The sequence below is a fragment of the Vibrio astriarenae genome (assembly GCF_010587385.1).
In the GTDB taxonomy this organism is placed as follows: domain Bacteria; phylum Pseudomonadota; class Gammaproteobacteria; order Enterobacterales; family Vibrionaceae; genus Vibrio; species Vibrio astriarenae.
Map to the genome: position 1 here is coordinate 901,668 of NZ_CP047476.1, position 23,713 is coordinate 925,380.

Annotated in this window: 22 protein-coding genes; 8 read left to right on the top strand and 14 right to left on the bottom strand. The window is 45.2% G+C overall.

Features of this window, described 5'->3' with window-relative positions:
- Positions 1-104 precede the first annotated feature (104 nt).
- The 5 genes from GT360_RS18370 to GT360_RS18390 all read left to right on the top strand — a co-directional run bounded on the left by GT360_RS18370 (position 105) and on the right by GT360_RS18390 (position 7,553).
- A complete protein-coding gene (locus GT360_RS18370) occupies positions 105-1,190 on the top strand; it encodes an efflux RND transporter periplasmic adaptor subunit (RefSeq protein ID WP_164650405.1) in 1,086 nt (361 codons plus the stop codon).
- Between the two features lies 1 nt (position 1,191).
- On the top strand, positions 1,192-4,239 hold the full coding sequence (locus GT360_RS18375; RefSeq protein WP_164650406.1) for an efflux RND transporter permease subunit: 3,048 nt from the start codon (positions 1,192-1,194) through the stop codon (positions 4,237-4,239).
- A 236-nt stretch (positions 4,240-4,475) separates the two neighbouring features.
- Positions 4,476-5,756, top strand: coding sequence for a MipA/OmpV family protein (locus GT360_RS18380; RefSeq protein ID WP_164650407.1), 1,281 nt, complete (start codon positions 4,476-4,478; stop codon positions 5,754-5,756).
- 262 nt (positions 5,757-6,018) lie between these two features.
- Positions 6,019-6,468 (top strand): ecotin family protein, encoded by a 450-nt coding sequence (locus tag GT360_RS18385; RefSeq protein ID WP_164650408.1) that lies wholly within the window; start codon positions 6,019-6,021, stop codon positions 6,466-6,468.
- Between the two features lie 149 nt (positions 6,469-6,617).
- The gene (locus GT360_RS18390) at positions 6,618-7,553 is read left to right on the top strand and encodes a LysR family transcriptional regulator (RefSeq protein ID WP_164650409.1); all 936 of its coding nucleotides are present in this window, start codon (positions 6,618-6,620) and stop codon (positions 7,551-7,553) included.
- A gap of 53 nt (positions 7,554-7,606) precedes the next feature.
- On the opposite strand, the gene GT360_RS18395 is transcribed toward GT360_RS18390, so the two are convergent.
- Positions 7,607-8,566, bottom strand: a complete 960-nt coding sequence (locus tag GT360_RS18395; RefSeq protein WP_239502643.1) for a DUF2860 family protein — start codon at positions 8,564-8,566, stop codon at positions 7,607-7,609.
- 217 nt (positions 8,567-8,783) lie between these two features.
- Here GT360_RS18395 and GT360_RS18400 point away from each other — a divergent pair, with 217 nt between their 5' ends.
- Positions 8,784-9,164, top strand: coding sequence for a hypothetical protein (locus GT360_RS18400; protein WP_164650410.1), 381 nt, complete (start codon positions 8,784-8,786; stop codon positions 9,162-9,164).
- Between the two features lie 161 nt (positions 9,165-9,325).
- Here the strand turns inward: GT360_RS18400 and GT360_RS18405 are convergent, their stop codons facing one another.
- Positions 9,326-10,210: a LysR family transcriptional regulator gene (locus GT360_RS18405; RefSeq protein WP_164650411.1), complete on the bottom strand. Its 885-nt coding sequence runs from the start codon at positions 10,208-10,210 to the stop codon at positions 9,326-9,328.
- A gap of 139 nt (positions 10,211-10,349) precedes the next feature.
- On the opposite strand from GT360_RS18405, the gene GT360_RS18410 reads away from it, so the two are divergent.
- Both GT360_RS18410 and GT360_RS18415 read left to right on the top strand, forming a co-directional pair.
- Complete coding sequence (locus GT360_RS18410) at positions 10,350-11,243, top strand: SDR family oxidoreductase (RefSeq protein ID WP_164650412.1); 894 nt, start codon at positions 10,350-10,352, stop codon at positions 11,241-11,243.
- Between the two features lie 115 nt (positions 11,244-11,358).
- Complete coding sequence (locus tag GT360_RS18415; protein WP_164650413.1) at positions 11,359-11,718, top strand: glutathione S-transferase N-terminal domain-containing protein; 360 nt, start codon at positions 11,359-11,361, stop codon at positions 11,716-11,718.
- A 97-nt stretch (positions 11,719-11,815) separates the two neighbouring features.
- Here the strand turns inward: GT360_RS18415 and GT360_RS18420 are convergent, their stop codons facing one another.
- The 12 genes from GT360_RS18420 to GT360_RS18475 form a co-directional block, all read right to left on the bottom strand.
- A complete protein-coding gene (locus GT360_RS18420; protein WP_164650414.1) occupies positions 11,816-12,556 on the bottom strand; it encodes a glutamine amidotransferase-related protein in 741 nt (246 codons plus the stop codon).
- Positions 12,557-12,682: 126 nt separating this feature from the next.
- Positions 12,683-13,183, bottom strand: coding sequence for an outer membrane beta-barrel protein (locus tag GT360_RS18425; RefSeq protein ID WP_164650415.1), 501 nt, complete (start codon positions 13,181-13,183; stop codon positions 12,683-12,685).
- A gap of 152 nt (positions 13,184-13,335) precedes the next feature.
- A complete protein-coding gene (locus GT360_RS18430; RefSeq protein WP_164650416.1) occupies positions 13,336-14,340 on the bottom strand; it encodes a LacI family DNA-binding transcriptional regulator in 1,005 nt (334 codons plus the stop codon).
- A 56-nt stretch (positions 14,341-14,396) separates the two neighbouring features.
- Positions 14,397-15,167, bottom strand: a complete 771-nt coding sequence (locus GT360_RS18435; protein ID WP_164650417.1) for an MBL fold metallo-hydrolase — start codon at positions 15,165-15,167, stop codon at positions 14,397-14,399.
- Between the two features lies 1 nt (position 15,168).
- The gene (locus GT360_RS18440; RefSeq protein WP_164650418.1) at positions 15,169-16,209 is read right to left on the bottom strand and encodes an ABC transporter ATP-binding protein; all 1,041 of its coding nucleotides are present in this window, start codon (positions 16,207-16,209) and stop codon (positions 15,169-15,171) included.
- An 8-nt stretch (positions 16,210-16,217) separates the two neighbouring features.
- A complete protein-coding gene (locus tag GT360_RS18445; protein ID WP_164650419.1) occupies positions 16,218-17,030 on the bottom strand; it encodes a carbohydrate ABC transporter permease in 813 nt (270 codons plus the stop codon).
- Positions 17,027-17,896: a carbohydrate ABC transporter permease gene (locus GT360_RS18450; RefSeq protein WP_164650420.1), complete on the bottom strand. Its 870-nt coding sequence runs from the start codon at positions 17,894-17,896 to the stop codon at positions 17,027-17,029. Before GT360_RS18450 ends, GT360_RS18445 begins: the two co-directional genes overlap by 4 nt.
- A gap of 59 nt (positions 17,897-17,955) precedes the next feature.
- The gene (locus GT360_RS18455; protein ID WP_164650421.1) at positions 17,956-19,176 is read right to left on the bottom strand and encodes an ABC transporter substrate-binding protein; all 1,221 of its coding nucleotides are present in this window, start codon (positions 19,174-19,176) and stop codon (positions 17,956-17,958) included.
- 294 nt (positions 19,177-19,470) lie between these two features.
- Complete coding sequence (gene glpD / locus GT360_RS18460) at positions 19,471-20,976, bottom strand: glycerol-3-phosphate dehydrogenase (RefSeq protein WP_164650422.1); 1,506 nt, start codon at positions 20,974-20,976, stop codon at positions 19,471-19,473.
- A gap of 41 nt (positions 20,977-21,017) precedes the next feature.
- On the bottom strand, positions 21,018-21,833 hold the full coding sequence (locus tag GT360_RS18465) for a phosphodiesterase (RefSeq protein ID WP_164650423.1): 816 nt from the start codon (positions 21,831-21,833) through the stop codon (positions 21,018-21,020).
- A gap of 4 nt (positions 21,834-21,837) precedes the next feature.
- Positions 21,838-22,911, bottom strand: coding sequence for an ABC transporter ATP-binding protein (locus GT360_RS18470; protein WP_164651155.1), 1,074 nt, complete (start codon positions 22,909-22,911; stop codon positions 21,838-21,840).
- A gap of 11 nt (positions 22,912-22,922) precedes the next feature.
- On the bottom strand, positions 22,923-23,711 hold the full coding sequence (locus GT360_RS18475; RefSeq protein ID WP_164650424.1) for an ABC transporter permease: 789 nt from the start codon (positions 23,709-23,711) through the stop codon (positions 22,923-22,925).
- Positions 23,712-23,713: the final 2 nt, after the last annotated feature.

Here is a 23,713-nt window from a genome sequence, read left to right on the forward strand (position 1 = left end):
GCTAACCTAAATAAAAAGTACACTGCCCGCATCAACGACGAGGAGACAAAAAACCTTCTCGCTGAAACGAATAGCAACTAACTTTCATCAATCTGGAGTCAGCAGTGAACCTATCAACTTCCTCTCTCTTAAGCGTTAAGAAAACCTCTCTTGCCTTGGTAATCAGTGCTTCTGCATTGTTACTTGCTGGATGCAATGGCGAGCAGGTTGTTGAAGAAAAAGCACCAACGATCAGGCCTGTCGTTACCGAATACATCACCCACCTTGAGCAAGGTGAGTTTTTCTTTAATGGTATATTAAGCGCTTCGGAGCGTGCTGAGCTGAGTTTTCGTCACTCCGGTCGAGTGATTGAAATTTTGGTGGACGAAGGTACTGAAGTCGAAGCTGGACAATTGCTAGCACGCCTCGAGTCTAGCGACGCTGAAATCATGGTGCTTGCGGCTCAGACTGAAGTGGATAACCTCAAGGCTGAGCATCAACGCGCTCAAACCCTGTTTGACCGCCAGCAGTCTATCTCAAAGAGTCAACTAGACGAGATGACAATGCGCTACAAACTTGCGCAAAGTCGCTTGCAAGAAGCTCAAAACCGCCTGAACGATTCCGAGCTTCGTGCACCTTTCAGCGGGCTAGTCAGCCGCAGAATGGTCGATGCCCACACTATGGTTCAAGCTAACGAGAGCATTGTCGCGGTTCATGATCTGTCACAGCTTGAAGTGACCATTGATGTACCTGAGCGCTTAATGACCCAAGCAAGGCCGGGTGCAGAACTCTATGCAACGACAGCGTTACTGCCTAATCATCAGTTCCACCTGTATGTAAAGAAGTTTGAGACTGAGCCTAATCCAATTACGCGCACCTATGCCGTGACGCTGGGTTTGAGTGATTTGCATAGCTCGCCGCTACTACCGGGCATGAGTCTTCGCGTGGTAGCTCAATGGCAACAGAGTGATGTAAACCAGTTTAACGTACCCTTGAGTTCAATCAGCCCAGATAACCTTGGTAACCAATACCTTTGGGTTGTTGATGACAACAACCGCGTTCAAAAACGCATCGTAGAAACGGGGTCGCTGATTGGCGATCGCATTCAAGTTATCTCGTCACTCAACGAGGGTGAGCAGGTTGTCGTATCTGGTGTACGCAGTTTAAGCCAAGACCTTGAAGTAAGACCAATGGCAAAAGAGGCACTATAAAATGAACATTGCAGGATACACAATCGCAAAGCGCACGAGTGTCTGGGTGCTGGTTGCACTAACTTTGCTTGGTGGTTACTTAAGTTACTTAAAACTGGGTCGATTTGAAGACCCAGAATTTGTGATTCGTCAAGCTGTGGTTGTCACTCAATACCCAGGCGCTACAGCACAAGAAGTCTCTGATGAAGTGACGGATGTGATTGAGGGAGCAGTTCAATCGCTTCAGGAAGTGGACGAAATCACCTCTGTATCAAAACAAGGGGTTTCGGAAGTCACCGTTGAGATCAAACGTGAGTTTTCCAAAAATGAAGCGGAGTTACAGCAGGTTTGGGACAAACTTCGTAGAAAGATCCTAGATGCACAGCGCTCATTGCCTCCAGGCGCCAGTGCGCCGATCGTCAATGACGACTTTGGTGATGTGTTTGCTCAGTTCTACGCGGTCACTGGTGAAGGCTTCAGCGATAAACAGCTGCAAGACTATGTTGATATGTTGCGCCGTGAGTTGGCTTTGGTGCCTGGTGTATCAAAAACCACCACGTTTGCTGAAAAAGATGAAGCGATCTTTGTCGAAATTTCGAGCGATCGCCTAAACCAACTTGGCGTTTCTGCACAGCAGATCTACCAAGTGCTAGAGCAGCAAACCATGGTCTCTACCGCGGGTACGTTTGAAACCAATGCAATGCGCGTTGCGGTGATTCCAAGCGCCAACATTGATTCATTTGCACAGCTTAGCGCGCTACAAATTGGCGTCGGTGAAAACAACACTATCCTACGTCTTGCTGACATTGCAGAGATCTCCCGTGGTTATGTCGAACCCTCTCACGTATTGATGCGCTACAACGGTGAGCGCGCTGTAGGCTTGGGTATCTCAAACGTGGCCGGTGGTAACGTTGTAGAGATGGGCGATGCGGTGAAAGCTCGCTTGGCTGAGCTGGAAGGCCAACGCCCCCACGGCATTGACCTACACGAGATTTCCATTCAGTCTGACTCGGTACGTGATTCCATCTCGGATTTCATCAACAACCTTGTCGCTGCTGTTGTGATTGTTTTTGTTGTTCTGTTGCTATTCATGGGTCTAAGAACCGGTGTCGTGATTGGTTTTGTACTGCTACTGACCGTTGCGGGCACACTCATCGTCATGCTGATTGACGACATCGCAATGCAGCGCATCTCACTGGGTGCTCTGATCATTGCATTGGGTATGCTGGTGGATAACGCTATTGTTGTCACAGACGGCGTGTTAACGCGCTTGCAGAAAAACCCACAAGCAGATAGAAAACAGGTTGTTTCGGACATTGTTGATGAAACCAAATGGCCGCTACTGGGTGGTACCATCGTGGGTATCTGTGCCTTCAGCGCGATTGGTCTTTCACCATCGAACATGGGTGAATACGCGGGTTCGCTGTTTTGGGTCATCCTATACTCAATGATGCTAAGCTGGGTACTAGCCATTACGGTAACGCCACTGCTTTGTCACGACTTCTTGAAAGTTCAAGACAACATGAAGGCAGACAAACCAAATAAAATCAGTGCCTTCTACAATAAAGTATTGGTCACGGTTCTCCACAACCAGAAGAAAAGCTTAGCCGTCATGCTGGTGGTCTTGGTTCTGGGTGTAAAGGCTTTTAGTTATGTACCTCCAGGTTTCATGCCAGAGTCACAGCGCCAACAGTTTGTGGTTGATATCTTCTTGCCACAAGGTTCAGACATTACCAGAACCGAGCAGATTGTTGACCAAGTTGAAAAACATATTTGGCAAAAAGAACATATCACAGGCACATCTAGCTTCATTGGTTCGGGTGGTCTGCGCTTCATGCTGACCTACTCGCCAGAAGCAAGAAACACTAGCTACGCTCAGATCCTGATCGACGTAGACAACTTTGACGCCATTGATGGCCTAGTGTCTGAATTGCAGACTGAGCTCAATGATATCTATCAAGCCGCGTCCTTTAACGTTTGGAAGTTCATGCTTGGCCCTGGTGGCGGTAAGAAAATCGAAGCGGCATTTAAAGGCCCTGATAGCCAAGTGCTTCGTGAGTTAGCAGAGCAAGCCAAAGACATCATGGAGCAAAACCCACTTTTAGTGGCAGTGCAAGATGATTGGAGACAACAAACACCAGTGCTTCGCCCTGTGTATTCGGCAGAAAGAATGCAAATGTTTGGTTTGACTTCAGTTGACCTTAACCAAGCGATTGAGCAAACGTTGAGTGGTCGTCAAACAGGTGTATACCGCGAAGGGAATGACTTGATTCCAATCGTTGTTCGCGCACCTGAAAATGAGCGTAACCACCAGAAAGCGATTGAGACAACACAGGTATTTAGCTCAGCGATTGGTCAGTACATCCAGATTGGACAAGTAATCGACAAGCTAGAAGTGGAATGGCAAGACGCTATCTTGAAGCGCGTTGACCGTAGCCCAACCATCAAAGCACAAGCGGATCCAGCGGCAGGTATCCTAACCTCAGAAGCCTTTGAATCAGTACGTGCAGAAATTGAAAACTTGCCACTGCCTGTTGGTTATACACTGGAATGGTATGGTGAATATAAAGAAGCGAAGGAAGCAGACGAAGGCCTGATGATCTCAGCACCCTATGGCTTTGCAGCGATGATTCTTGCAGTGGTGTTTATGTTCAACGGTATTCGTCAAGCGCTGGTTATCTGGTGTACGGTGCCCCTAGCGATTGGTGGTGTGGCTATCGGTTTGATTGTGTTCCAAACGCCGTTTGAGTTTATGGCGACGCTGGGCTTCTTGAGCCTGATCGGCATGATGGTTAAGAATGCCATCGTACTGGTGGACCAAGCAGAGAACGAAATCAAAGATGGCAAAGCGCCTTACTACGCGATTATTGATGCGGCAATGAGTCGTGCGAGACCCGTCATTTTGGGTGCGACAACCACCATTCTTGGTGTTGCCCCACTGATTGTCGACCCGTTCTTTAAGAGTATGGCGGTGACCATCATGTTCGGTTTGTTATTCGCAACAGTGTTAACGCTTGTGGTGATTCCATTGAATTACGCCCTGTTCTTCAGAGTCAAACCGGTGAAGTAACTCTCACCTCGCCCACTTTAAGCCCAAGTCTCCACTTGGGCTTTTTTTCGTCTGATGAATGAGGTCTTGGGGATATCAATAGGCGAAAATGAATAGCTGTTAAACGTACCACAGCCACCCATAGAAAAATAAAATATCACTCAAAGATGGACGATGAACACACGGGACGTGATTGTTCTTTAGAAGTGGATACTCGGCCAAACCATAACTCCACTTCCCCGTTATGAGTGATATAAATGAAAACGCCAATCTTGCTGACTTCTCTTATTGCTTTTGCGGCATCTGCCGCGCAAGCCTCATCCTATACCCAAGACTGGGGAATCGGCATGGGTGTTCGAAGTGCAACCATCCCCTATAAACTCAAAGACGATTCGGTACACGATGTGATTCCCCTGCTCTTCTATCGTGGCGAGCGATTCTACCTCGATGGCTTCCAAGGGGGCTACAAGTTGCTTACTAACGAAACCCTCACTTGGGACGTGATGGGCAAATTCCGCTTCTTAGATATCCCGCGCAGTGAGCAAAACATTCACCAAGGGTCTCAATTTGATTTCGGCTCCAGCCTAACCTATCACTATACGCCGGACACTGATTTCAAGCTGGAAGTGCTATCCGAAGGCGACAGTCGCTACTATGGCCATATTGTCGCTGAGCACCATTTGGACGGTGCCGGATGGCAGTTAACCCCGTTCGTGCAAGCAAGATACAAAAGTGAACGCTTCAACGACCTCTACTATGGCTTTGGAGAGGAAAGTATTGGCGCACAGTGGGATTATCAGGTGGGGGCGAAAGGCCGTTATCAGCTGTATGAAAACCTCTATGCCGTCGGCTCACTTGGAATGACGGTGTTTGACAACGCGACCTATAACAGTGGCAACATTGATTCACGCACACAGTGGGAAAGCTACTTAGGGTTTGCGCTGTTTTCATCAGGCGAACGCTCAAAAGAGACACTCATTCCTGACAACGCCTACTTTCGTGTCGCGCATGGTGTGGCCACCAAGTCAGGGCCTACTGAACTGATCTTTTTGAACAATGAAACCGACCCAGAAAGAAACAAGTTAACCTCATTGTTTTACGGCCATCCACTAGCACAAGGCGTGTTCAACTGGCCCCTAGACTTCTACCTGACACCCGGTTATGTGCAGCACCATCGCTCTGATGTTCAGGAAAGTTTCGCTGAGTATGTTATTGCTATCAAGGCTTACTACACCTGGAACCTACCCGTGAGAACACGGTTTGGTCTTGCTGAGGGAGTCTCCTATAGCTCTAAAATCAGCCATATAGAGGCTCCAAACATGGCAGAGAAAGGCTATAAACCCAGCAAGCTCATGAACTATCTCGATTTCTCTGTTGATGTGAATGTCGGCGATATCGTGGCTAACCGAGCTCTAGAAAACCTATGGCTGGGTTACAGCATCCACCATCGCTCAGGTATCTTTACCAGTACCTCAACGTTTGGCCGCATTAAAGGTGGAAGTGATTACAACACGCTATATCTACAGTGGCATTTTTAATCCAATCAATAAACACCTAGTTCAAAAGACTAGGTGTTTTAATATCTACCTACCCATCACATAACCTACCCCAAAACTGGCTAAGCACACCCTAATACCTATTAAAAGCACCGGAAATATAGCGCCCGCAAATATCTGCACTCTTCCACGAATCAATTATATAACCTAAAGTCATTATTTCGTAAATCAACGTAAATCACGCTAGAAATACCGACTGCCTGTGCTAACCTGACTCCAACATAAACAAAGTTAGGTCTATAACATGATGAAAAAAGTGATCACCGCAGGTCTCGTACTTGCTTGTAGCGTAGCCATTGCTGACGAACGCCCTGCTGACCACATGTACCCTGAAACTATCGATGGCTTGGTTATAAACACATTCATCCTACCTACACTAGACAATGAACAAGATCGTCTGATTGAAGTGCTAGTAAGCACGACGATTGAAACGAAAGATACATGTAACAACATGAACTTGCCTGCGGCACAACAGCGCCACTCGCTAGAGGGTTGGGGTTACAGCTACTACATAGTTCGAGCTGATAATGGCGTGATCTCAACGATGATGGGATGCGACAACGAAGAGACAGTAGAACGTGAAGTCTTCGCTCCGCGTGGCGAACTGCTGAACTACAACAGCAAGATTCCATTGGTAATTTATAGCACTGAGAACGTGACGATTGATTACCGTGTTTGGGCACCTGTAGAGTAAGTAACAATCCATATTTATTAAAGGGCGTTTGATTAACAAATCAAACGCCCTTTTTTATAACAATCTACAGTATTAAATGAACGCTTCATTGAGAAATTAACCCAAATTTAATATCCTCAAGTTATAGGATATTAGGATGGATAGTATCAATGAATCGAAAACTTGAAGAACTCGACCTCAACCTACTCAAACTGCTTAAAGTTGTGGTAGACACACGCAATACGTCAACAGCAGCAGATAAATTAGGAATATCCCAAACGAGCGTAAGTCGAGGCGTTGCCAAGCTCCGTGAAACTTTTGGTGATCAGCTCTTTATTCGCAAGGCGCATGGTGTTGAACCTTCGGAATTAGCTGAAAAACTCGCAGAAGCGGCAGCGGATATGTTAACGCCCTTTAATAACGTTTTAATGGAGTATCAAGCCTTTGACCCTCTCGAATACGATGGTGATATTACGCTTTGTGCGGAGCTCTCATTGATAGAAATTTTCGGTAAAGGCTTATACGAAGCGATTCATGACGCTTTCCCGAAAGCATCGATTTACCTGTCTTATTGGCAAGGGCAATCACTTGAAAATGTGCTTGACCGTAAAACCGATTATCTTATTCATTTTGAAGCCTATCCGTTCCCACAAGACATCTATGTTCATCACATTCATGATATTGAAGTGTGCTTAGTAGCGAGAAAAGATCACCCTGTTCTCACTAAAACAACCGAATTAGAGGACATTCATGATCTGCCATTAATCAAAATCACGTCAGATTCCACTGTTGGACGACATGACATCCTCGATGACGTCTATTTAGATAATGGTTACAAGCCGACTATCCAACTGAACTCGCACAGCTTGCCTATCATTGTCAGTGCCCTAGAGAGCTCCGATTGCATCAAGTTCAGCAGTAGCTACACTGCTCGCCAGTCGGATAAGCTCGCTTGCTACCCTCTGCCAAGCAAATTCCATAAATTCAGAAAATTCAGTGTCTGCGGCGGATATTTGCAAGCTAAGCGCGGCTTACCGTTGAATCAACACCTTCATCAAGTCGTGCAAAGCTTCTTTAACTCAATCACGCAACCACCCGAGTATTAAGTCGCACTAAAACGTTAATTAGCCCCTTTCAATGACTGAAAGGGGCATGCAAATTAGAACTGGTAGCTAAGACCCACAGACGCTAAGTAGTCTTCATTTTCATAGAACTTGATGTTCGATGTATTTACATTCACGCCCGTAAATGACACTAGATTCCAGTTATCCCAACCTGCCACGTTTTTATACTCGTAAGCTAAAAATAGTTTGTAGCGGTTATCCGAGCGAGCTTTACCAAACTCCACGCTTGAACCGTCATAATCACGGTACGCATAGCTGCCCGTCAGCGCTAACGAATGCGCATTTTGGCTCAGAAAATAGGTTAATTCCGTTTCGTACTGGTCATACGTTGCCGCTTTGCCATCCGCATCATGGTGCGTGTAAGAAACTGCGGTAATCAAACCCGAGCGATGCGATAGCGGCATGTTATAGCTGCCCTTCATGTAGTATGAATCTGCGTCACGATGCAGCGCTTGCTCAGTAATGCCTTCGTTATCCACTTCAGACGTTGCATAGGCCATATCCAACGAGAAGCCCGAGTTCATTAAGTTGTTTAATTTCAGGCGATAAGCGTAACCTTCAACGTCTTCTTTGGTTCTATGCTGACCAGTCGCGTATGGGTTTGACCAAACTTCACCAGACATGACCGTTGGTAGAAATGCTAGATCAACCTTAGTGCCATTAGCAAAATCGTATTGATAGCCCAGCTCAAACGCTAAGTCTCCGACGGCTAGGTCATCGCGAGAGGTACCTAGATACACACGTTGATTGCGCTGCTGACCCAACTCATAGGCAATGTTACCAAGCGGCATCACTACAAACTCATTGGTGTGTGAGCCTTTGCTCCTTGTATCACTTAAATATGCGTCACCCTCTACGCTAAGGTTTGAGTTTGTCGACATATAACCGGTTGCAAGGATTATCTCGCCACTGATACGTGAAGTATCAATCGCAAAAGCGGGTACCGATAAAGTTGTTACTGCAGCTAGAGTTAGTAGGTTTGTTTTTTTCATCATTTATATCTCAATTTTGTTTATCGCTCCCTTGCTTGATAATCCACTCCGTTCGGACGAGATGAATAATATGACATCCAAATTTTAACTCTAGGTTTAACTGTTATTCATTTTTGCATTATCGACAACCGCACGTGCAGTCAAAAACGAATATCTCTTATTACTTGCCGTATTTTCCCCTCTAGCGTTGAATAATAGAAAACTCAAACAGGATTGAACCATGATTACCCTACCAAGCTTAGAAATTAAGAAATACCAAAATAAGATATACCTTAATGACCGTCCTTATCATATATTAGATACAGGTAAAGGCCCTTGTTGGGTATACCTGGTAGACAGCATCGCCAGCCTGGAGACCGAGGATTTTGAAACCAATGATGATAGACGAAGCATCTACATTGACCTGTCTTTGGCATGGGGCAAAGATGTCGCAAGCCTCCCTAGCGAGCAGCTAGAATATTTAACGGAGGATATTCACCTACTGCTCGATGTTTTTTGGCTTGAGGAACTGACAATTCGCTCTTGTATAGAGGAATTAAATATGGAGAAGGTATTCAGCATCATAAAATTGAGAGAATACGCAAATGAAATATACTATTAATAAATTAAAATTGATTGTAAAACTTATAAAAAAGCAAGCCGCATGAGCTTGCTTTATATTCTGTATCTGAAGAATAAACTGGAGCCAGCTTTCCTTGATTATCCCATTTTTGTAATTATGTACCAATAACAACGACTGTATATCATTAACCAAAGCTAGATTTAACTAAACTCGCCCTGTTTGTTCTTGAGAAAGTCCAACAAAGCTCTAACTCTGGCAGGCATCAAAGCCTTCTCCTGATAAACGGCATAAATGGGGATCTTAAGGTCATGTTCAGTTGGTAAGACTCGAACAAGTTCACCGGTCACAAGTTCTTTGTACACCATAAAGCTTGGTACGATAGCAAAACCGAGATGATTGAGGACAAACCCCTTTACCGATGCGGACGTCCTGACTTGAACCCTCGGAGCATGTGGAAGCCTCGTTTGCTCACCATGAGAGTTGGTCAGTATTAACTGCTTTTCACCATGTACAATATGATGACTAATCCAATCCATCTTGGCTAAATCCTCTACTGACTCAACCTTTCTAAACCTCGACAAGTACTCGGGGGTGGCGCAAATCATATCGGTAAAATAGCCAAGCTTTACGGCATATAAGCTAGAATCTTCCAAGGTAGACGATGCTCTTAAGGCGATATCGCACCTTGATTCTATCAAGTTGCTATAACTATCACTCTCAATAATATCGAGCTTAATTTGGGGATGCATTGCCACAAACTCACTCATCAAGTTAATCAGAGCCGTACTTGGCGTTGAAATGCGAAGCGTGCCACTTGGTAGCTGTTCACTGTTCTGTACCTCTTCATTGGCCTCATGTGCAATGTCCTTCACCAATAAGCACTTTTCGTAATATCGAGCTCCGGCGTCGGTCAGAGATATTGATCTTGTCGTCCTATGAAGCAATCGAGTTCCAAGATTACTCTCAAGTTTAGTCACGATTTGAGAGACTCGAGCCTTGCCTAGCCCTAAAGACTCAGCGGCTTGGGTAAACGACTGCTTCTCAACCACTTTTACAAAGACCATCATGTCATCAAGTGAAATCATCTTATTGTTTAACCAAATTGAACAATGAGTTTAATTGTAAGCTAATTATCTTCTTTTTTGTTAGGTATATATTTACCCCATCAACGGCGCAGACAAAAAAAGTTCAGCATGCGTCAACAACAAGAGCGGAGAAATAGCTATGTCAGATTCAAAAATTCTTGTCACCGGAGCTACAGGTAAACTTGGTCAGAAAGTAGTTTCTAGTCTACTAAATGACTTCAACATCGCCCCTGAACAACTCATTGTGACTACGCGCAGCGTTAGTAAACTCAATGAACTATGCAAATTAGGTGTCGAGGTAAGAGAGGCTGACTTCTCAAACCCGGAATCGTTGACTAAAGCGTTCAAAGGCGCTGACAGACTTCTGTTGATTAGTATTGATGCATCAGGGCCACGCACGCAATCTCATCTCAATGCCATTACAGCTGCAGAAAAAGCAGGTGTTTCACATATCAGTTACACTTCTATGCCCGCGGCAGAAGAGTCACCCGTTGTGTTTGCCCACGAACATGAAGCAACTGAAGCGGCAATCAAGTTGAGTAACATTCCTAATGTGGCGATTCTTCGTAACAACTGGTATTTCGAGAACCTACCTGAGTACTTCGCGAGTGTACTTCAAACTGGTTTTTGGCTTACCTCTTCGGGAGAAGGAAAGATAGCTGAGGTTTCTAGAGAAGATCTCGCCTATGCAGCCGCGGCTTCACTTGTAAAGGACATTAAGGGTAAAAAGACCTTTAACCTAAATGGCACTGAAGCGCTGACTCATGAAGAAATGGCCTTGCAGATCAACACTACCTTAGGAACCTCAATACAAGTTGTTCAGCTGTCTGATGAGGTATATAAAGCGAAACTAGAAAGCTTTGAACTGCCTAAGCCAATTGTTGACCTGTGTGTCACGATGGATAAACACAATCGTTTAGATCTTTCAGCAGGTAACGGCCAAGACTTTGAATCGCTAACCGGCCGCAAGCCTATTTCTTTCAAGACATGGCTGAACTCAAATAAATCGCAGTTACTCAAACTCGCAGAGTAAGTAGTTTTGAGGTTGAAACTCAATGCGATATGAATGCACCGATTGACTCCAGCACAAAAGTCATTCAGCATTGAGTTTCATTATCAAATAATAACTATGCTCAACACAGGTCAACATGAAATTTATCAGAATCATATTGGGTAAGATCATCTTACTGCTCAACTTTGTTTTTCGTCCAAGCGGTGTCAAACGTACACCAGAAGCTCAGCAACTAGCTGATGAAAAAGCCAAAGCGTTAACGCTTTACCAATTCGAGGCTTGCCCTTTCTGCGTAAAGGTTCGTCGTGAGATGAAACGTCAATCGATTGATGTCGAGCTGAAAGATGCCAAAAACAACCAAGCGGCTCGCGAAGAGTTACTGCAAGGCGGCGGAAAAGTGAAAGTGCCGTGCTTAAAGATCACCAACCAAGGTGAAGAGACGTGGATGTATGAGTCCTCCGATATTGTGGCTTACCTGCAAAAAGAGTTCGCGTAACCCACGAGTTATAAAGAGAGTCAGCTTCAACGAACCTAATTGAGGTCGAATTAGGTTCTTATCGAAGACACACAATAAGCGATAGCTGATCGTTAGTTTATATTGCCTGTTGAATTTGAGTCACTTCTTTATCATGCAGAGCCATCTCAAAGAAGCTATCAATCCAATGCAAAATCAGCGCTGAGTCTTGTGGGTGACTCAGTGATTCGAGTGCCGACCAGTAGTGATTTTCGGTAATCAGTGGTTTGAATTTGTTCACCACCGCTTGAGTAAACTCCGTGCTGAACTCTGGGTGACCTTGCACCGTCATTACGTGATTATCCTTAACCAGCATAAAGTTCGGGCAAAAATCGTTTCTCGCGACCACTTTCATTCCCGATGGGGCAATCACCACTTGGTCTTGATGGCTCACGAGGAGTCGGGCACTGTCCATACCGAGCTTCATCCAACGCTTTTGAGCGCAGATTTGAACTTCGTAACTCCCCAGCCCCCAACCTTTCTGTGAGCGTTCCACCTTGCCACCCATGGCTCTCGCAATCAGTTGATGCCCAAAGCAGATCCCAACCAGAGGCTTTCTTTGCGCTTCACAGCGAACAATCCAATCCATCAGATTAATGATCCAAGGGTCATCGTCATAGGCATTGTCAACGCTGCCAGTAATAATAAAGCCGAAGCAGTCATCGAGATCCGGTAGATAGCCTGCCTTGGCATCGTAGTTTTGAAACTCTATCGCCTCGTTGACGGAATGCAGCGTAGTAGAAATCATCTCAGCGTACTCGCCATCAATACCCACTAAGGTTGGATCGACGTAGCCACAAGTCAATATCCCTATTTTCATTGCTCACCCTTTCTGAACTGTTTTTTTCATTATAGACCGGATACTTAGGTTCAATTGAAAAATGTTTGAGTTCAATAAAAACAACAAAGGCGCACCGAAGTGCGCCTTAGCATTCAACCACTACAATTAGAAATGATAGTGAGCATTAAACGTCAAACTTGAAGCACGCGCTGACTCATCCATCACTTCCATACCGAAAGATTGTAAGCTGGCACCAATGCTCAGTTGCCTCATCAGAAACAGATCCGCTCCAACACCTAACACTAAACCTATACCAGACTGGCTACCAGATTCCCACGCATTGGCACTCGACAATGATGCATCGTAATAATTGAGTCCGGCTTTAGCATGAAGCTCGAAACGACCGATGGGATATGTCGGTTTCGCCGCTAAATAGAAAGATGACGCATCGACATCACCATTGAACGCACTCACATTACCATGCTCGATATAGCCTGCTTCTGCTGACAAATAAGGGTGTACGCGAAAACTACCATTGATTCCTTTTACAGTACTATTGCTCGATTCAATACTACCGATACCGATTTGGGCACCTAAATTGTAAGGTGAAAATGCATTGGCGGATAAAGGCACCAACATCAATGCAAACAGACTGATTTTTCTCATTATATCCTTGTAAAAATGACTCTCCAACTAACGAAGCACAATATTGAACGGTATTGCAGGTCATTTCAATGAAGAGATACATTCACTATCACTTTTTAACATCGAGGATCGATTTAGAGCACTGTTAGAGGTTCATTTCAATGATGCATCACCTATGTTCTGCGAACTTTAAGAGTGGGTTGAACCCGTATTATTGATTGCTCGAAAGCGCCTCCTCCTCCCTGCTTTAAAAGTGCATCCAACGCTTTCGCCGCAATTTCTTTAACCGGTTGAGCGACTGTCGTAAGCTGATACCCCTGCCAAGCCGCTTGTGGGACATTATCACACCCTACAACTCTTAGCTTCGCAGGGATTTCAATGCCCGCAAATTTCTGACACGCATCGACAACTCCAAGTGCTAGTGCATCAGACGCACAGAAGACCCCTTCTAGTTCTCGTAAGGCTTCGAGATTTTTGAATGCAGACTCAAAGCCTGCGCTATAACCATAACGGCCAGCTTCGATGACTTGCGGGAATATGCCTAATTCCGAATAAATACACTCACTAAAACCTAACCAGCGTTCAATCGATGCCTGCCCGTCACTGCGACCAGCAAGGTAACCCACACGTTCACAGCCTTGCCCCAAAAGATGCTCTGCTGCGAGCTTTCCAGCCATCTTATTGTCGGTTTGTACAGAAGGTATCTTACCTGCAGTGTCTGCCCTACCAAGGGTAACCAGAGGCATCGACAGAGTTAAACATCGATTGAGGCTTTCGGCTGGGAGTGAACCCATTACGGCTATTACACCGTCTACCTGATAACCAGAAAGGCGTAAGATCGCTTCATCCAAATCCTGCTCCTCTTTAACGTTAAGCAACATCGGCTGCTTTCCCGCCTGCTGCAAAGCAGTAGAGAGTTCTTCAAACAGAAACGATTGGAATGGATTAGAAAAATCACTAATCAATATTACAATGAGATTGGATTTCGCCTTTTGGGTCGGCGTGCTCAAATTTCTAGCAAAGAAATTCGGCTGATAGCCGAGCGCTTTGGCCGCTTCGAGGATCAATGTACGCTTCTCAGGATGAATGCTCGCGCCTTCAGTGAAAGCACGTGAAACGGCAGAGCGCGAAACCCCTAAATATTTTGCCACATCTGACGATGTGATTTTCTTACTCATTATGTTTTTCAACTTGATCCTAATCGATCATGATAAATAGTATTACTGATGATTAATCAACATATTATACCACCAGTTTCTGGTGCAAAAGTTCTATCCATGACAACCCCTTCTTCCGCCACTCGCATTTGATTCTGCTGAGATAACGCGTAACGGATTTGTTCGCGATCCACGGGGTCAATATGATACAACAACCAGTCGCTATTGGGCTTTTTGTCCAGCGCCCGAATTTGCAGCAAAGACCCGTGGCTGTGATGCCAATCGTACGTTTGGCACTCAACAAAAACCCAGTCTGAACTTGCCGCAAGTTCTGCGCCCTCCTCACCAAGCTCACCATCACCAGAGAAAAACAACGCATGGTTCACGTTATTTGTCAGCTTGATACTCATATTAGAGATAGCATGTCTTGTTGGGGCAAACTCTGCCTGCCATGGACCAATTTCTCGGGTTGCTTCGATATAATGATAGTCAACAGAATAACCAAGATTTGCTGAAGGCCAATGTGCGTACCGGACCAATGCTTCAATAACACTCTTTTGCTCTCTTTGGAGGTAAATAGTCAGTGTTTTCTTACGTTTTTTAGAATCCATCCAATTCGTTAACGTCGTTAAACCTAGAGCATGATCTGGGTGGGCATGAGTGATATATATAGCATCTAACCAGTCTGGATCACTGACCGAATCTAAAACGCGGCGTGTGAGCCAAGGGCCACAATCAATCAGTAAACGGTAATTATCTTGTGAGACCAACAAACCTGAATTGTGATTCTCAGTATCATAAGCATCCCCACAGCCCAATAGATGTGCTGATAGCGAATCAGGAGTCATTTTATGCTGCACTTGCTACCTCTGCGAACTCAATACGTTGATCATTAACATCAAACCAATGGGTGGTGGATGCGGCAAGATCGATCGCCAAATACTCACCAACATCAAAACGCTGTTCACTCTCAATGACAAACTTCTCCCCACCAACATTGCCGTAATATAGGCGTGCATGCCCTAATGGTTCTACAACATCAATTTTCATTGCTATGCTGTTGGCACCTTCACCAAGAACAACTTGGTTTGGTCGAATACCCACTGTTGCAACATGTGGGCTATTCACCAACTCCGGTAGCAATGTGAGCAGTGTTTTGGCATCAAGAAAATTCATCACTGGGCTACCAATGAATGAAGCAACAAATTTATTCTGAGGTTTGTCGTACAGGGTTTCTGGCGCGCCAATTTGTTCGATATGGCCTTTGTTTAGAACGACGATTTTATCCGCTAGCGTCATTGCCTCTACTTGATCATGCGTTACATAGACCATGGTCGCATTAAGCTTTTGGTGCAGTTGTTTAAGATATACACGCATCTCGCCACGTAACTTTGCATCCAAGTTAGAGAGGGGCTCATCAAATAGGAACACCTCGGGGTCACGTACAATCGCACGCCCTATTGCTACACGTTGACGCTGGCCACCAGAGAGTGCGCCTGGTAGGCGTTTTAAAAATGGCTCTAGCTGCAAATTCTTTGCGGTCTCTGCGACTTTTTGATTCGTTTCGGCATGAGAACACCCCGCCATTTTAAGTGGGAACGCAATGTTTTTTTCCACCGTCATATGAGGGTAAAGCGCATAAGATTGAAATACCATGGCGACTTCACGCTTAGACGGGTGAACATGATTCAGCTTATTCCCATTTAAGTTAATCTCACCTTCAGTGACTGACTCTAAGCCCGCGATCATACGCAAAAGCGTTGATTTACCACAACCAGATGGCCCAACGAATACCACAAACTCACCCTCATTAATGGTTAAGTTGATATTTGGGATCACCAGGTTGTCACCATAGGACTTAGAAAGATCGTTGATAGTTAATTTAGTCATATTTGAACCTATTTCAGTCCCATTGAAAAACCGCGCAGCAAATAGCGCTGCATATACCCTGCTAACGCAAGCATTGGAACAGAGGAAACGATACCCACTGCCATCAACTCACCCCAAGCTGTCCCATCCTCAGTCATAAAATTAGAGATAAACAAAGGAATGGTGAAATTATCTGGAAGGTGGATAAACAGCAGTGAAAACAAGAATTCATTCCAGCCAAGAATCATCGAGAAAATCGCCGTTGCGACTAGTCCTGGAGCACAAAGTGGAAACACCACATAAGCCAAGCGCTTGACTAGATTAGCCCCATCCATCGCTCCAGCTTCTTCAATCTCCAACGGAATATCACGTATAAAACCCAGTAGCATCCAGATACAAAAAGGTAACGTGTAGACCTGATATGAAAGTACAAGGCCAAGCTTAGTATTGAGGAGGCCAAGCGTGTTCATCTGTGAATACAGCGGTATCGCTACCACGATAGGCGGCATCATCTTTATCACTAAGACAAGAAGCAGAAACACCATATCGAGCTTAGCTGGGAATGAAAATCGCACCAACGCGTAAGCTGAAAAGAACGCGACGATCAAAGAGACAGCAGTCGCACTCACCGCAACAATAATCGTATTGGCAATCAAGACATTAATATTACCTTGCCACAACGCTTTGAATGAATCCCAACTCACTTCACTTGGGAGCAAGGATGTGCTCGAATGTAAGATTTCACCTGCCGGTTTAAAGGCAGTACCGAACATCCAAATGATTGGCATCATAAATAAAACGACAGCACTCCAAACCGTTAACGTGTGTAGATGACGCCTCATGAGGTGGCTCCTTTCAGTGCTTTGCGAGCGTAAACGATGGTCATCGCTAATGAGATACTCAGCATGACCAACGCTGCGGCGCTCGCCATTCCAAGATTGAAAAAACGGAATCCATATTTGTAGACAAACATCGACAAAGTCTCAGTTGAATTACCCGGCCCACCGCCTGTCATCACATAAACCTTATCAAACAGCTTAAAGGTATCAATTGAGCGCAGTAACAGTGCCAACATAAGCTGCTTTTGAATAAGTGGAAAGGTAATATAGACAAAAGAACGCCAACCATTCGCACCATCTACCATCGCAGCTTCTCCAATATCCTTAGGAATAGATTGGAGCCCAGCTAAAATGATAAGGAAGGCCATAGGTGTCCACTGCCAGGTATCGACAAGAGCGATCGCATAGAGCGCTATATTAGGGTCAAACAACCACTCCTGAGCAGGCAGACCAACAGAGATTAGCAATGCGTTAAGTAATCCAAAATCATAGTGATACCAAGAGCGCCAAATAGAGGAGCACACCAGTGTCGACAGCATCATCGGATAGATGATAATCGGGAGCGCAAAACGTCGACCTGGGAACTGTCGATGGAACAGTAAAGCAAGCCACAATCCAAGCCCCACTTGAGATAGTGACGCTACAACAGTGAACGTAAACGTATTCTTGATTGCTGCAATAAAAAAGAAGTCATAGAAAAGCTCTATGAAGTTTTCTAGTCCAATAAACTGATAGGCTTTATTGACGTAATCAACATCCCCAAATGCGTTGTAAACGACACTTATAATTGGGTATACCGTCAGCATCCCAAGTATAAATAACGCTGGCAACAGCAGTAAAAATAACTGCTTTCTATTTTCAAATAACATGAACAGTCCAAAATCTGTAGTGGCTTTATTCGCCACTACAGGTAAACATTAAGAGGATTCTAGTTTTTTACAACACGGCTAATACGGCGCTGAGCTTGATTAAGTGCTTGCTCTGACGTCATTTGTTCCATCATTGCCATTTGTAGGAAGTCACCAAGGATACTTTCCACTTCCGCCCAATTTTCGATTCGTGGACGTGGCTTACCCGTTTTCAAAGCTTCTGCTTGCTGTGGATACCATCGGTACTGTTCTACAACTTCTTTATCAAAGTAAACACTTTCACGTGTTGGTGGCATACCAAAATCAAGTGCGAGTTTCTTTTGAATCTCTGCGCTGGTGGCAAATTGCAAGAAGTCTTCAGCCTCAGTTTTGTTCTTTGAATCTGCTGGTACAGCCAGCTGCCAGATACCCAGCATCGGTGCAGGAGCTCCCACTTCTGCTGGTGGCGCTTTGATATCCATATCCCCTACCACTGAAGAAAGCTCAGGGTTATCGAGATTTGGAACCCAAGCAGGCCATACTTCGATAGCCATCGCAGCGCTCCCTTTTTGCAATGAGTCACGCACTTCATCAGCGTTGTAGACATCAACACCACGTGGTGCAAATTGCTTCATCGCAAGGAATGTGTCCAATGCTTGCTTAACTTCTGGCGTGTTTAACGAGGCCTCGCCTTGGTCGTTTACAACATCAGCGCCATAGCCCCAAAGGATTGGTAAGAAACCTGTCACTATCGGGTTGCCTTTCACACCACGATAAACCAAACCGCTTTGATCAGATTCCGCATTAATCACTTTCGCAGCCTCTAGAACATCACTCCATGTTTTTGGTTCTTGTAAGTTGTGTTGCTCAAATGACTTTGTGTTCCATGCAAACATCGCAACGTTACCAACCATTGGCAGCGCATAGGTAGAGGAACTTGCATCTGGATACTGACCAATAGCATAAGGCGCTTCAAGAAAATCTTGTTCCGCAAAAGAGTCAGATAATGGTGCTAACCATTGATTAGAGAAAAACTCTGGTGCCCATGTATCATCAAGTAACACAACATCGTACTGACCCGTTTTCTCACGCATCGAAAGGACAATGCTCTCATACAACCCACTGTTTGGACGTTTAACCAAAGTCACTTTCGTTTCAGGGTTTGCCTTTTGATATTCATCAGCGATGTACTGCATCGCGTCTCCATAGCTGCTGTCACGAGAAGCAATAACAATCTCACCTGCTGCCACTGTCATAGAACTTGCTAATACTGCTGCTGCAAGCATTGTTTGTTTAAACATGGTCATCTCCTTTATGATTAATGCACTCGCGTGCATTTAATGAGGATAAATTAGTCATAAAGGGTGACAGATTGATGACTAACCAATGAAAGTAACACGACAAAGCGTTAGATAGGAGAATTCCACTGTAACTAAAGTACCCCAACAAATGCACGCGAGTTCAATAAGCCATAAATATTCGTATACTCTTAGTGCTAAATCACTGCACCAACAAGTGGGTAAACAATACCAAGGCTTAAAAACGCAAAAAGGTCCAGTTACCGGACCCTTTATTTAAACCAATACACTTGCTGACTAGCTGGCTAACCTAGTGTCTTGACTAACTTCGAGTAGATACTCTTCAACAGCCATGCGCTGTGTTGAATCATACGTCAAACCAAGCTTGGTTCTTCTAAACAAGATATCATCGGCTTTGTTTGCAAACTCCGTCTCCACCAAATACTGAATTTCCGCTTCGTACAACTGGGGAGCAACTTCCTTACCTAACTCTGAACTTGAAGCTTTGCTCACGAGTAGTTCATGGGCCTTGCTTCCGTATTGCGCTGCGTAACGAGCAATCAGTGAGGCATTTAACCAAGGGTATTGGGATTGCAGTTCCTGCTCTAGTTCGGCTAAAGATTCAATATCTCCACCTGGCAATATACTGTCCGCTGTCCATTTGCTGCCCATCGTTGGAAAGTGAGGTGTCAACTTATCCAGCGCGGCTTCCGCTAGCTTTCTGTAAGTCGTCAGTTTGCCACCAAATACCGAGAGCAATGGCGCGCCTTCAGTTTCAAGTTCAAGAGTGTAGTCACGTGTAATCGCTTGTGGTGATGATGATTCATCCTCACATAGCGGTCTTACACCACTGTAACTGCCTACGATATCGTCTTTCACGATTCGATTCACAAAATGCTGATTCACAATATCAATGAGGTAATCCACTTCTTGCTCACTAATTTGGCAATCGCGAGGGTCGCCTTTATATTCAACATCCGTGGTGCCAATCAGTGAGAAATCGTTCAAATATGGGATAACAAAAACAATACGCTGATCTTTGTTTTGCAAGATGTACGCCTGCTCTTCATCGTGAATCTTTGGCACGATAATATGTGACCCCTTAACAAGGCGGATGCTACGAGGTGATGATCGCTCCATCTGATGACTAATGAAGGACTCAACCCATGGGCCAGTCGCGTTAACTAGCGCCTTCGATTTGTACCCTGAAAGCTGCCCTGAACGTTTGTCTAATACCACTACATGCCATAAGCTATCAACTTGCTCAGCCTTTGTGACTATGCTGTAGTTTTTCACCAATGCGCCATGTTGCTGTGCATCCAGAACGTTCGCTAAAACCAATCGAGCGTCATCAACCCAACAGTCTGAATACTCAAACCCCTTTTTGATCTCATCAACAAACAAGCCTGTCTGTGCCAAGTTCACTGAGCGCGTGCCTGGTAACGTATTTCGGCTGGCGAGCATATCGTATAAAAACAGGCCAGCACGAATCATCCAGGCTGGACGAAGAAAAGGCCTGTGTGGCAAACGAAAACGCATCGGCTTAGTGATGTGTCGGGCTTTATTTAACACCACTTCACGCTCAGCTAATGCCTCTGCAACCAAGCGAAATTCATAGTGCTCGAGGTAACGAAGGCCACCATGAATCAATTTTGAACTTGCGCTAGACGTCGCACTGGCAAAATCATTCGATTCAAACAGTGCTGTGCTTAGTCCGCGTCCTGCTGCATCTGCCGCGATGCCCGCCCCATTGATACCACCACCGACAATGATGATATCAAGAATGTTGTTGTCTTCTTTCATTGCTTATTTACCGCTTAAAATCCTTCACGACACAAATTCGCTTAGTCGATCAAATTGCCATGCTCATCAAAGAATGGAAAAGGCCCTTCGCTATCACTGATAAAACTCAGGTGTGAGACCACCGAGTGTGGTTCAATAGTCAACAATTGAATCGCAGTAGGCTCTAGTGAAAATGACGACGGCGCTTTAGGGTCGAGATCAAGGGTCACAGAGTGGCTATGAGATGGACCCACCCAAACAGGAATCGAGTTCCACATAGCGGTAATAGGACGATGGAGATGGCCGGCACAGATACCAAGGATATTGTGAAATTTTGCCAATACCGCATGCAGCTCATCCGCATTTTGCAAGTTTTGAACATCCATGTGGCTCAACCCCACCTGCATTGGTGGGTGGTGCAGAAATAGCATCGCTGGCTTTTGTGAGTGCTGCTCTAAAGTTGACTCCAACCAAGTCAGGGTCTCCGGTGATAAATACCCATAAGGCTTGCCTATCACTGAGCTGTCCAAGCCAATCAACACAGTATCATCTTGTTCCACGACAAAGTTACAAAATGTTGGATGATCAAACTCAACCAAGCCCTTCAATCCCTCACGCAGATTATCGCGATGATCATGATTGCCAGGCACCACCAGCATGGGTAGCTCTACTTTCAACAGCTCTTGCTTAATGAGCTGATATTCATCAGGAGTGCCAAAATCGCCTAAGTCTCCAGTAATGACCAAATAGTCAGGTCTCGGACTTAATTGATTTATATGTTCAATTGCCTTTTGCAAGCAGGCGAGAGTGTCCACACGACGGTAAGCCTGCTTACCCCCTTGCTTGATATGAAGATCGGTTAACTGTGCAATAAGCATAATTCTACTTCTTTAGTGGAATAAGACGAGAGGGGTCAAAAGACAAAGTCACAACCTGACCAGCTTGGTAATCGACACGTTCGAAACAGTCGACCATCACCTGAGTATGACGACTAACACCCGCTAGCATCACTCTTGTGCGATCCCCTAGGAACACCGTGCTGGCGACGGTGGCCGTCAACGCATTCACGTCATCTGTGATCTCCGTTAATCGGATGTCCTCAGGTCTTAACATGACGCTAAGCGTAGATTGCCCCTCGCTAATGTAGCTAGGGATCGGTAACTGTTTTTGTGTATCAAGGCGCAGTACATTCCCTTCAACTTCACCTTCAAAACGGTTCATCTGGCCTATGAAGTCGGCGACGAAGCTACTGTTAGGCTGAAGATAAATCTCTTTTGCTGAACCGATTTGCGCAATCTCACCATGATCAAGAACCGCAATGCGATCGCCCATCGCCATCGCTTCCTCTTGATCGTGAGTCACGTAGACTGCAGTAATACCAAGATTTTTTAGTAGCGTTCGGATATCCCCTCTCAGACGCTGTTTCAATAACGCATCTAGAGCAGACAGTGGTTCATCGAGAAGAAGGACATCGGGCTCAGTAATAATGGCACGAGCTAATGCAACACGCTGACGCTGACCACCTGACAGTTGATGCACACCACGGGTCGCGTATTTCTCTAAGTCAAACATCTCTAACATTTGCTTCAGCTTGCGCTCACGTACTCTTGCATCAACACCGCGAACCTTCAGCCCATAAGTGATGTTGTCACTCACATTCATGTTTGGGAACAAAGCGTATGATTGGAATACCATACCAACTTTACGTTGCTCAATGGGTAAACCTGTGACATCTCTATCACCAAAGCAGATTTGGCCACCATTGTTATCTGCAAATTCAAGGCCGGCTATTAAGCGCAGCGTAGTGGTCTTGCCACAACCCGATGGGCCAAGCAGAACAAGGATCTCACCTTCTTCAATCGTTAAGTTGGTTGGCTTAAGTGCCAAAGTTCCGTCATCAAACGTCTTGGTAATATTGTTAAGCGTAATTTCAACGCCGTTTTCATGTTCTAACATCATTTAATTTCTTAGCTATTGGTCACGGGCTTTCTGTTGAGCAACTGAGCACACACCAACAGAGGCAAAATAAGGCAAAGGAAGATAAGCGTGTAAGCAGAGCTAATTTCTAAACGCATTGACGCATATGAATCAGCAAGCCCTACAGGCAATGTTTTGGTTAAAGGAGTATGAAGCATCCACGTTAGGTTAAATTCACCAATGGAGAGCGTGAGCGTCATTAACATACCTGCCACAATCCCTGCTTTACAGTTAGGAACGATGACATCAAAGAAACGCTGCCAGAAACTGGCCCCTAAGCTCGCCGCTCCTTCTTCAAGCACTCGAACATTGATGCTCTGTAATACCGCCAATACTGATTTCACCATAAACGGCAAAGTGAAAATCACGTGACCGACGAGAATAAACATCCAGCTTGAACGAAAGTCACTGTAACCGCCGTACGCTAGAATCAAGCCCAGTGAGATCGCCATACCAGGGATAGCGATAGGCAAGGTCAAGATCTCATCGAACAGTGACGCCCAGCGACTTTTGCTGCGTGAGAGTGCATACGCACACGGCACGCCAATCAATACATTGATGAGGGTGGTCGCAACCGCAATTTGCAGTGTCAGCCAGATGGTATCGGAATAGAGAGACCAAACTTGCTCAACCCAACGTAGTGTCAAACCACTTTTCATACCGACAAAGTAATTATTGGTTAAGCCCGCCATGACTGACATGATCACCGGCACTATCAGAAACGCACATACAAACAGTGTAAACACCAGTTGTAGATAGAAATATTTGTCTTTTTTCATGA